Origin of the sequence: Muriicola sp. (genome assembly GCF_041567615.1) — a bacterium.
Lineage (GTDB): Bacteria > Bacteroidota > Bacteroidia > Flavobacteriales > Flavobacteriaceae > Muriicola.
Map to the genome: position 1 here is coordinate 1 of NZ_JBFGBM010000091.1, position 10,232 is coordinate 10,232.

At 50.0% G+C, this 10,232-nt stretch carries 7 protein-coding genes; 6 read left to right on the plus strand and 1 reads right to left on the minus strand.

The window, feature by feature from the left end:
- The first annotated feature begins 181 nt into the window (after nucleotides 1-181).
- The 6 genes from ABYP73_RS07735 (at nucleotide 182) to ABYP73_RS07760 (ending at nucleotide 9,565) form a co-directional block, all read left to right on the plus strand.
- Nucleotides 182-715 carry an NADPH-dependent FMN reductase gene (locus ABYP73_RS07735; RefSeq protein ID WP_372973933.1) on the plus strand — a complete coding sequence of 178 codons (534 nt, stop codon included), beginning with the start codon at nucleotides 182-184 and terminating at the stop codon, nucleotides 713-715.
- Nucleotides 716-787: 72 nt separating this feature from the next.
- Nucleotides 788-2,095 (plus strand): tRNA lysidine(34) synthetase TilS, encoded by a 1,308-nt coding sequence (gene tilS, locus ABYP73_RS07740; RefSeq protein ID WP_372945384.1) that lies wholly within the window; start codon nucleotides 788-790, stop codon nucleotides 2,093-2,095.
- Entirely contained in the window at nucleotides 2,092-4,089 is a 1,998-nt protein-coding gene (locus tag ABYP73_RS07745) for a cytochrome c biogenesis protein CcdA (RefSeq protein WP_372973934.1), read from the plus strand. Before tilS ends, ABYP73_RS07745 begins: the two co-directional genes overlap by 4 nt.
- A gap of 61 nt (nucleotides 4,090-4,150) precedes the next feature.
- On the plus strand, nucleotides 4,151-6,538 hold the full coding sequence (locus ABYP73_RS07750) for a penicillin acylase family protein (protein WP_372973935.1): 2,388 nt from the start codon (nucleotides 4,151-4,153) through the stop codon (nucleotides 6,536-6,538).
- Between the two features lie 74 nt (nucleotides 6,539-6,612).
- Nucleotides 6,613-8,157 (plus strand): YifB family Mg chelatase-like AAA ATPase, encoded by a 1,545-nt coding sequence (locus ABYP73_RS07755; protein ID WP_372973936.1) that lies wholly within the window; start codon nucleotides 6,613-6,615, stop codon nucleotides 8,155-8,157.
- 121 nt (nucleotides 8,158-8,278) lie between these two features.
- Entirely contained in the window at nucleotides 8,279-9,565 is a 1,287-nt protein-coding gene (locus tag ABYP73_RS07760) for a serine hydrolase domain-containing protein (RefSeq protein WP_372973937.1), read from the plus strand.
- A 61-nt stretch (nucleotides 9,566-9,626) separates the two neighbouring features.
- Here the strand turns inward: ABYP73_RS07760 and ABYP73_RS07765 are convergent.
- Nucleotides 9,627-10,232: aminotransferase class V-fold PLP-dependent enzyme (locus ABYP73_RS07765; RefSeq protein WP_372973938.1), on the minus strand; the 606-nt coding region annotated here is incomplete at its 5' end.

Below are 10,232 nucleotides of genomic sequence, written 5' to 3' on the forward strand. Positions count from 1 at the left end.
GATCGCCCAGACACGCATGACGTCAATAAAATGCAGTCTGTTCGTCTTGGTCTCCATACTCTATTACCCCTATATACTCCTATCTTGGGGTCCCTGGATGTTTTACGGCGCAAAATTAGCCAAATAGTTCACAATTCATTCATTTTTAGGGTATTTTCGCGATTGTAATCCTAAAGATACCATGAGTAACATTTTGGCCTTTGCCGGCAGCAATTCTTCTACATCCATCAATTTTAAACTCGTAAAACACACGGTAAGCCTAATCGAAGGGCATAACATACAGCTCATGGACATGGCTAATTTTGATCTGCCCATGTTCAGCGTGGACCATGAAAAGGAATACGGGTATACCAACTCCCTCGCCGAGTTCAGGGACGATATCCACAAAGCAGACGGCCTCCTGCTTTCGGTGAACGAACACAATGGGAATCCCTCTTCCTTTTTCAAGAACCTGATCGACTGGCTGAGTCGGCTCGAAATCAATTTTCTGGACAATACGGTGATCTTCCTTATGAGCGCATCCCCGGGAAAGCGGGGCGCTGCCTCCTCCCTGTCGGTCACTGAGAAACTCCTGCCTAAATTTGGAGGGGAGATCATCTCTACTTTTTCCTTACCCTCTTTCAGGCACAATTTTGAGAGTGGGAAGGGTATTACGGATCAGGAACTGGCAAAGGAACATCAGCAGGCCCTGGAAAAATGGCTGGAGCGTCTGTAGAACCGCAGACTTCCCATTCTGTAATCCTGTTCACCTGAGGGGTGACATCCCTTTCTTTCTTACCTTTGCAAGGTGACCGATGTATTCAGGGAGCATATCGTAAATTCTTTTCCTCAAATACTGGAGGACCCGGTGATCATTGCCTGCAGCGGAGGCGTAGACAGCGTGGTCCTCGCTCATCTCTGTGTACAAAGCGGGGTGGATTTTGCCCTGGCGCATTGCAATTACAACCTCAGGGGAGAGGACAGCGACGAAGATGAGCGCTTTACGAGCGATCTTGCGGACTCTCTCGGAGTAAAATATTTCACGATCTCCTTCGACACAGGAGCCTATGCCGGGGCTCATAAACTTTCTATCCAGATGGCTGCCAGGGAATTGCGCTACCAGTGGTTCGGCGAATTGCTTTCCACCCAGGGGTATTCCTGGTTACTTACGGCCCATCACCTGGACGATGCCGTGGAGACATTTATGATCAACCTTTCCCGAGGGACAGGTATCGAGGGCCTTACGGGGATTCCGGCAGAAACGGACAAGGTGCTAAGGCCTTTGCTTCCCTTTACACGGGAACAGATCCTCGCCTTTGCAAAAAACCATAAGATCGACTGGAGAGAAGACATGAGCAATGAGGATACCAAATACCTCAGGAATAAGATCAGGCACGAACTGGTCCCAGTTCTCAAGGAGCTTCATCCCACCTTCCAGAAGAATTTCAGGAAGACCTTAAAGTACCTTACCCATACCTCAGCGATGCTCACAAATTTCATCGATGAAATGAGGGAGGAATTGTTTGAGCCCTATCAGGGAGGTTTTAGGATTTCCCTTGATCGTATCGAAGAATTTGAACCTCTGGAGGCTTATCTGTATGAACTGTTTAAACCTTATGGCTTTACATCCTGGGGAGATATTGCGAGCCTGACGGCCTCCATCAGTGGAAAAGAGGTACGGTCTTCCACACACCGGCTCATCAAGGACCGGCAGCATCTGATCCTGCAGGAATTTAACACTGAAACAGCGGTGGCAGAAGAAACCGAAGTATCCATGGACACCGGGGACCTTCCCCTCGGCCTGAAAGTGGAGCAGGTAAAGGAAATTGAGGAAAAGAACAATACCATACTATATGTTGATAAAGAAACGTTAAACGATAAGCTAACTGTCAGGAAATGGCAAAAAGGCGACTACTTTTATCCCTTGGGAATGGATGGCAAAAAAAAGGTTGCCAAATTTTTCAAGGACGAAAAAATGGATGCCGTGGCCAAGGAAAAGCAGTGGCTCCTCTGTTGTGGGGATGAAATCGTCTGGATCGTCGGCAGAAGGGCAGACGACCGTTTCAAGATCACGGCAGATACTAAAGAGATTCTCAAGATTACGACGACCGAATGAAAACACTGTTAAGCTTACTCACAATTTTAATGCTGTCCGCGGCCTCCGTGGCCCAGGAAGGAGAGGATCCTGTACAATGGACACAGGAGCTTATCTCGACAGGGGAAGGGGAATATGAGCTGGTCATGAAAGGCAGCATAGCGGAAGGCTGGCACGTGTATTCACAATTCACCGCCGAGGGGGGATCCCTCCCCAGCGAATTCACCTATGTGAACGCCGGGGAAGAGTATGAACTCGTGGGTGGCACCCTGGAAAGTAAGACTCAAAAAGCCTATAGTGAGATCTTTGAGGTGGAAGAAACCTTTTTTAAAAAGGAGGCGATTTTCAGACAGAAAGTGCGATTACTCAATCCCGGGCTCAAGCAGATACAGGTAGAGTTGTTTTATCAGGTCTGTAAAGAAGTTTGTATCCCTAAGGATGCTGTATTTTATTTTTCCCTGGATGGGGAGGAGATCATTGTAGAACAGGAAACACTCGACCCTGCCAGTATTGCACGAGCAGAGGCCCTTAAACTCAACCTCAAGAACAAAGAGGTCCTGAAGGAGGTAAGCTCCGACTCGGAAGGGAATGAGAGCAGCTTGCTGGTGATCTTCGGCCTGGGGTTCCTCGGGGGATTGATCGCCCTGCTAACACCTTGTGTTTTCCCCATGATCCCGCTGACCGTGTCCTTTTTCACCAAGAAATCCAGGAGCCGGTCTAAAGGCATTATAGATGCTTCCCTGTACGGTTTTTTCATTATCCTGATCTATTTTCTGCTGAGTTTGCCGTTTCACCTCTTTGATTCCGTCGACTCACAGATCCTGAATACGATCGCTACCAATATCTGGCTTAACCTGTTCTTCTTTCTGATCTTCGTCTTTTTCGCCTTTTCTTTTTTTGGATACTATGAACTGACCCTTCCGAGCAGCTGGGCCAACAAAATGGATTCAGCTTCGAACAGGGTAGGAGGGGCCTTGGGTATCTTTTTTATGGCTGTGACCCTCGCCATAGTCTCCTTTTCCTGTACCGGGCCCATCCTTGGCGGACTTCTGGGGAGCACCGCCCTGGCCGAAGGGGATGTGGCTGTGAACCTCTCAGCGGGCATGCTGGGATTTGGGGTAGCGTTGGCCCTGCCTTTTGCCCTATTTGCCCTTTTTCCGGCATGGCTTCAGACCCTGCCTAAGTCGGGCGGGTGGATGACTACCGTGAAGGTGGTACTCGGTTTCCTGGAACTGGCCCTGGCCTTTAAATTCCTGTCGAACGCCGACCTGGTTGGAAATTGGGGCCTTTTCAAGAGGGAGATCTTCCTCGGGATATGGATCCTGATCTTTTTGTTGCTGGCACTTTACCTCTTTGGTGTATACCGCTTCCCTCATGATGCAAAACCGTCAAAACTATCAGGTACACGAAAGGCCACAGGTCTGCTGGCTTCAGTATTCTGCGTGTACCTCCTATTGGGGACCCTGGAGGTCACCAACCTGAAATTGCTCAGCGGATTCCCTCCCCCGGATTTCTATACCCTTGCTGAACAGGAAAGCGATTGCCCCCTGGGCATCTCCTGTTTTAAGGATTTTGAGTCGGGCAGGCTGTACGCCCAGCAGGAGAACAAGCCCATTCTTCTCGATTTTACAGGATGGGCCTGCGTAAATTGCCGCAAGATGGAAGAGCACGTCTGGAGCGACCCCGAAGTCTTCAGGTTGCTCAACGAGGAATTTGTCCTGATCTCTCTTTATGTGGATGACCGCAAACCGCTGCCTGAAGAAGAACGCTTCCGATTTCAATACGACTCCGGCAGGATCAAGTCTATAGATGCGGTGGGTGAAAAGTGGGGTACATTCCAGACCATCAACTTCAATGCGGCCTCCCAGCCCTATTACGTCATGTTGTCACCGGATCTGTACGTGTTGAATTCCTCCATACAGAATACGGACAGCGATACCTACAAATCATGGCTTAAAGAAGGGATGTCGAATTTTCGAGCTTATCAGCGAAATATCGCGGTAAGTGATCGATAGGCACCTCTCAGGTGTTTAAAAGTACTATCTTTATATAGAGATACTGCCTTCCGTGAAAACAATGAGAAAAATAGGATGGGTCCTGATAGGGGTCTTTGGGATAATCCTTGTTGCCGGCCTGATTGTCAAACAGGTCCTTAAACCTGAATATTCGGGTGAAAAATATATGGCTGAGCTCCAGTCGGATGTAACCGTTTATTACGACGAATATGGAATCCCCCATATTGAGGCAGGCAATGAAGCGGATGCCATGCGCGCACTGGGATATGTACATGCCCAGGACCGGCTATGGCAGATGGAATTACTGAGGAGGCTGGCTGTCGGGGGTCTTTCGGAGGTTTTCGGAAAAGACCTTCTTTCCACAGACAAGTTCTTCCTTTCCCTCGGGATAGATGATGCCTCTGCAAAGACCGTAGGGGAGCTCGACCCCGGAAGTGAGGTCGCTGTCCTTTCACAGGCCTATCTCGACGGCATCAATCATTTCATCGCAGAAGGGCCCACCCCGGTGGAATTCCTGCTGACAGGGCTGGAAAAAAAGCCTTATGAGATGACCGACATCTATAATGCCGTAGGATATATGGCCTTCAGTTTTGCCATGGCCCACAAGACGGATCCATTACTCACTCTCATCAGGGATTCACTGGGGGTAGAATACCTGGAAGACCTGGAGATCAACAGCAGTCCGAATACTGTCTGGATCAGGAATTACAAAGGGGAGGAAGTCAGCAGTGAGGCAGCTGTGCTGTCAACTACCAGGAAGGCTTTGTCGGCCTTACCCGTCCCCCAGTTCATCGGCAGCAATTCTTGGGTCATAGGCCCTGAAAAGACCCGAAACGGAAAAGTGATCTTTGCCAACGATCCCCATATAGGTTTTGCACAACCCTCCGTTTGGTATGAGGCCCATATAAGGACACCGGGTTACGAAAAGTACGGCTACCACTTGGCCGGGGTACCCATGCCCCTCCTGGGTCATGACCGAAATCTGGCTTACGGATTCACCATGTTCGAAAATGATGATGTGGACTTCTTTTACGAGACCCTGAACGCTGAGGACAGCACCCAATACATGACCCCAGACGGATGGAAGAAGGTAGAAGAGGTGACGAAGACCATCAAAGTAAAGGACGAATCGGATGTCAAATTTATCTATCACAAAACAGAAAGGGGGCCTATTCTGAACGGGATTGCAAACCAGATCAATGGGCAAAGACCTATCAGTATGGACTGGATCTACACCAAGGCTCAAAACAAGGTGATGGATGCCTTGTACGGGATCAGTCACGCTAAAAATATAGAGGAATTCAAGGACGCGCTGCCAAAGATCCATGCCCCCGGATTGAACACCATGTACGGAGATAATGAAGGAAATGTAGCCTGGTGGGCATCCGCCCAGCTCTATCAGCTTGGAGACAGTACCAATACCAAACTGGTGATGGATGGCAGCAAGGGAGAAGATCGCAAGGTTCGTTTCCTCGCATTTTCAGAAAATCCACAGGCGATAAATCCTCCATGGCACTATGTCTACTCGGCCAACAACCAGCCGGATAGTATTGCCGGGATGCTCTATCCGGGATATTATCTTCCCGAAAACCGGGCCAAACGAATCGCGACTCTCCTGGATGCCAGAAATGACTGGGACGCGGAGGCGGTAAGAAAGATGATCAATGACGACGTATCTGCCGTGAACCCGGGTATTGTAACAGAGCTGGCCAAGCTGGTCAATATCAAGGATCTGAACGAACAGCAGGCTCTTGTCCTGGATCACCTGAGTAAATGGGATGGAAATTATACCGTCGATAATGCGGAGGCAGCCGTTTTTCATCGCTGGATCTACTTTTTTCTCAAAGACACCTTTGAGGATGAGTTGGGGGAAGATCTTTTTGCTCAGTTCATTGCCACGCATTTTCACAAGCGCCTGATTGCCCCCATGGCCGCAAAAACCAATTCGGTTTGGTGGGATGATATAAGAACCACGGATACGGTGGAGACCAAGAAAGATATGGTACAATCCTCCTTTATCCAGGCCTATGAATCGCTCAGGGATGACCTCGGGTCCGATATCTCCGAATGGACCTGGGGCAGGCTGCACACCATAGAACATCCCCATCCCATCGGCCAGATAGCCCTGTTGCGATCGTTTTTCAACGTTGGTCCGTTTCCGGTACCGGGATCCCGCGAGGTGATCAACAATATGGCCTTCCAGTACGACGGCTCTTCCAGCTTTTCAGTGACGGCCGGACCTTCCACAAGGCGCGTCATCGATTTCTCGGATGTGGAGAACAGCATGAGTATCCTGCCCACTGGCCAATCGGGTAATCCCTTCAGCAGGCATTACAGGGATCAGGCCAAAATGTTCAACAAAGGAGAATTCCGCAAGATGATGATAAACCCGGATGAGATCAGGGAGAGCGCCAGGTCTGTTCTTATTTTCCGGGCTTCCAAAAAATAGATCGTCTGTATTTATTGTATTCCGCAAGTTTCCTGCACTTTCCCGTTTACCTTATTGCGGAATCATCTTAATCTATGCTTACCAAAGTTTACGGCAGTGCAGTTTTCGGGATCGAGGCCATCACCGTGGTGGTTGAAGTCAATATCGACAAGGGGATAGGTTACCACCTGGTGGGTCTTCCAGACAACGCCATCAAGGAAAGCAATTTCCGGATCGCGGCGGCTTTACTCAACAACGGATTCAAGGTGCCGGGTAAAAAGATCACCATCAACATGGCACCTGCTGGCCTACGGAAGGAAGGTTCGTCCTACGATCTGCCCATAGCCCTGGGGATCCTTGCGGCTTCAGGACAGATAGAAAGCCGGGAGCTCGATCGGTACCTCATTATGGGGGAGCTGTCCCTGGATGGGGGTGTACAGCCGATCAGAGGGGCCCTCCCTATTGCTGTCAGAGCACGTGAAGAAGGATTTAAGGGACTGATCCTGCCCAGGGAAAATGCCAATGAGGCCGCTATTGTAAAAGGCCTTGAGGTTTATGGCGTGGACAGTCTGGAAAAGGTTACAAGCTTCTTTGATACAGGCCTGCCCCTGGAAAGGACCCATCTGGATGTTGAAACTCTGTTTAAGGAGCAACAGCAGCTGAGTGATTTGGATTTTGCTGATGTACGGGGACAGGAAGGGATCAAGCGATGTATGGAGATCGCTGCGGCCGGGGGGCACAATATCATTATGATAGGTCCGCCCGGGGCGGGAAAGACCATGCTCGCCAAGCGGCTTCCCACTATTTTGCCTCCCATGACGCTGAATGAGGCCCTGGAGACCACGAAGATCCATTCGGTTGTAGGCAAGGTGTCAGACACAGGATTGATCCACCAGAGGCCTTTCAGGAGCCCTCACCACACTATCAGTGACGTAGCCCTGGTCGGCGGGGGCTCCTATCCACAACCCGGGGAGATCTCCCTGTCTCACAATGGAGTCTTATTCCTGGATGAATTGCCGCAATTCAAGCGAAGTGTACTGGAGGTGCTAAGGCAGCCTCTGGAAGACCGTGAAGTGACCATCTCCAGGGCCAAATTCACCCTGACCTACCCCAGCAGTTTCATCCTGGTGGCCAGCATGAACCCCAGTCCTTCGGGGTATTTTCACGATCCCGAAGCGGCCGTACAGTCATCCCCGGCTGAAATTCAACGATATCTGGGTCGGATCAGCGGACCTTTACTCGACAGGATCGACATCCACATAGAGGCCACCCCGGTACCCTTTGATCAATTATCAGCAAAGTCAAAAGGGGAGGGGAGTCGAGAGATCCGGGAACGCGTCATAGCGGCCAGGCAGAAGCAGATAAGGCGTTTTGAGGGAGAAGAAAAACTGCATTACAATGCCCAGATGGGCACCAAACAGATCAGGGAATATTGTCCCGTGGCGAGTGGGGCTTTAGAGATGCTCAAACAGGCGATGACCAGGCTACGTCTCTCAGCCCGGGCGTATGACCGCATCCTGAAGGTAGCCAGGACGATAGCAGACCTGGGAGGGAAGGAGCAGATCACAACGGAACACGTTCTGGAGGCGATTCAATACAGGAGCCTGGACAGGGAAGGGTGGCTGGGGCAGGGATATTGACCGGTTATCGTTATGAAAATCATAAAAATGCCGATGAAACGCATAATAATTGCGATAAAATACGGTTATTTATTTACTTTTCGTGCTTAACAGGATTTTACTATAAACAATAAGATCAGCTATGCGCCCATCCAAGTCCCTCTGGCAATTCCTTATCGTGCTTCTCCTCATGGTGGGCTTGGTGATGAGTGGGAATAATCCGGATAGCAGGGAACCCGTAAAGGAAGTAGCGATCAGCAAGACACATAAAGAACCGATTAATACCGAGGAATTACTCAGGTATTCCTGGCAACGGGAGGAGATCAGCAGGGCTATTACAGCCTACTTTGAGAGGGCTGTGGCCACGGGAAAGATCGTGGGTGCCGGAGTGAGCATCGTGAGAGGAGATTCCATTCTTTATTCAGAAGGGATAGGGGAAAGCGAAGTTGGAACAGATCAGAAAGTGGATGCCCATACCATTTTCCGGCTCGGTTCGCTTTCTAAAGGTTTTACGGGCGTTCTCGCGGCCAAACTCGTGGAGGAAGGCAAACTGGGATGGAATGACGAAGTACGTGAGTATTTCCCTTCCTTCCGATTGGGTACCTCGGCGAATACGGATCAGGTCACTTTAAAGAATGTACTCTCCCATACATCAGGTGCGCCCTATCACAGTTTTACGAACCTGGTAGAGGCCGGGCTGTCCCTCGATCAGATCGCAGGGCGATTTAAGGAAGTAAAACCTATCAGTGCGCCCGGAACTCTTTACAGTTATCAGAACGCACTTTTCGCCCTGTCCGGAGCTATGATGCAGCAGGCAACAGGGGAGGACATGGCTATTACCCTGAAAAACACATTTTTTGATCCCCTCGGGATGTGTTCGGCCGTGACGGACCACGAGACCATGCAGACCATGCAGAACGTGGCATTCCCACATGTGAAATGGCGCAGGGGATGGCGGGTTAAAAAACTCAACGACCATTATTACAATGCCTTGGCTGCAGGCGGTATCAATGCCAGTACCCTGGATATGGCCAAATGGATGCGCTTCCTGCTGGGGCACCATAGTGAGATCATGGATAAATCGGCTTTGAATGAGGCATTTCAACCTGTAGTGGAAATAAAAGGTCGCAGCAAGTACTACCAGCGCTGGCCGGGGCATATCTCATCGCATTACGGATACGGCTGGCGAATACACAAGTTCCGGGAAGGCTTCGGGCAAGAAATCCGGACCATGTGGCATCATGGGGGAAGTGTGAACAATTTCAGGAATGAGATTGCGCTCTATCCGGAGGATGACCTGGGGATCTGTGTGCTGCTGAACAGCCCTTCGAGAATAGCCTCACACGTCATCCCGGATCTTTACCAGATAATTACGGAAGTCCTTCAAAGCGAGCCCGTTGAAATGGCTGCCACCCATTTTCACGAATAATGCGCCATAAGCCCTTTTTTATTGACCTCCTGAGCCTTATGATAAGGATCCCTTAAAGAATTCAGAGAGCTTCCTTCAGCCCTTTGATCAATTGGGCTATTTCTTCTTCCGTGTTGTAATGCAAAAAGGAAATACGGATCACCCCCGGGGGGTGAGCGATCGCCATATCCATCAACGGCCGGACTGCGTAAAAATCTCCTTTCCCCAGCATCAATTTGTGATCGACAAGCTTTGCATAGACATCGTCTAGCGTTCTTTTCACGGGTAAAATAGATATTGTTGGCGCCCTGTGATCTGATTGATCCGGTCCGATGATCTTAACATCATCCCTCGACCTGAGGAAATCCATCAAGGGGGACAATAGTTTTTGCTCACGTTCCCGGAAGAGGACGGCCAGAGCCGTATTTTTTTTATGAGCCGGCGCTTCCCCCTTAAAATGGTGGTCATATACGGTATCAAAATAGTCCGTGATCCCGCTGGCAGCTCCGATCTGGGCATGGTCCGGGCCCGCCGGGGTGATCATATTCCTGGTGATGCCCTTTTTGAAGAAATGCGACTGGTTCTCCATTTTCTCGATCAGGGCCTGTTTGACATACATCAGGCCCAGGTGAGGACCATAGGTTTTGTAGAGGGAAAACATATAAATATCCGCACCGAGGGTACTTAA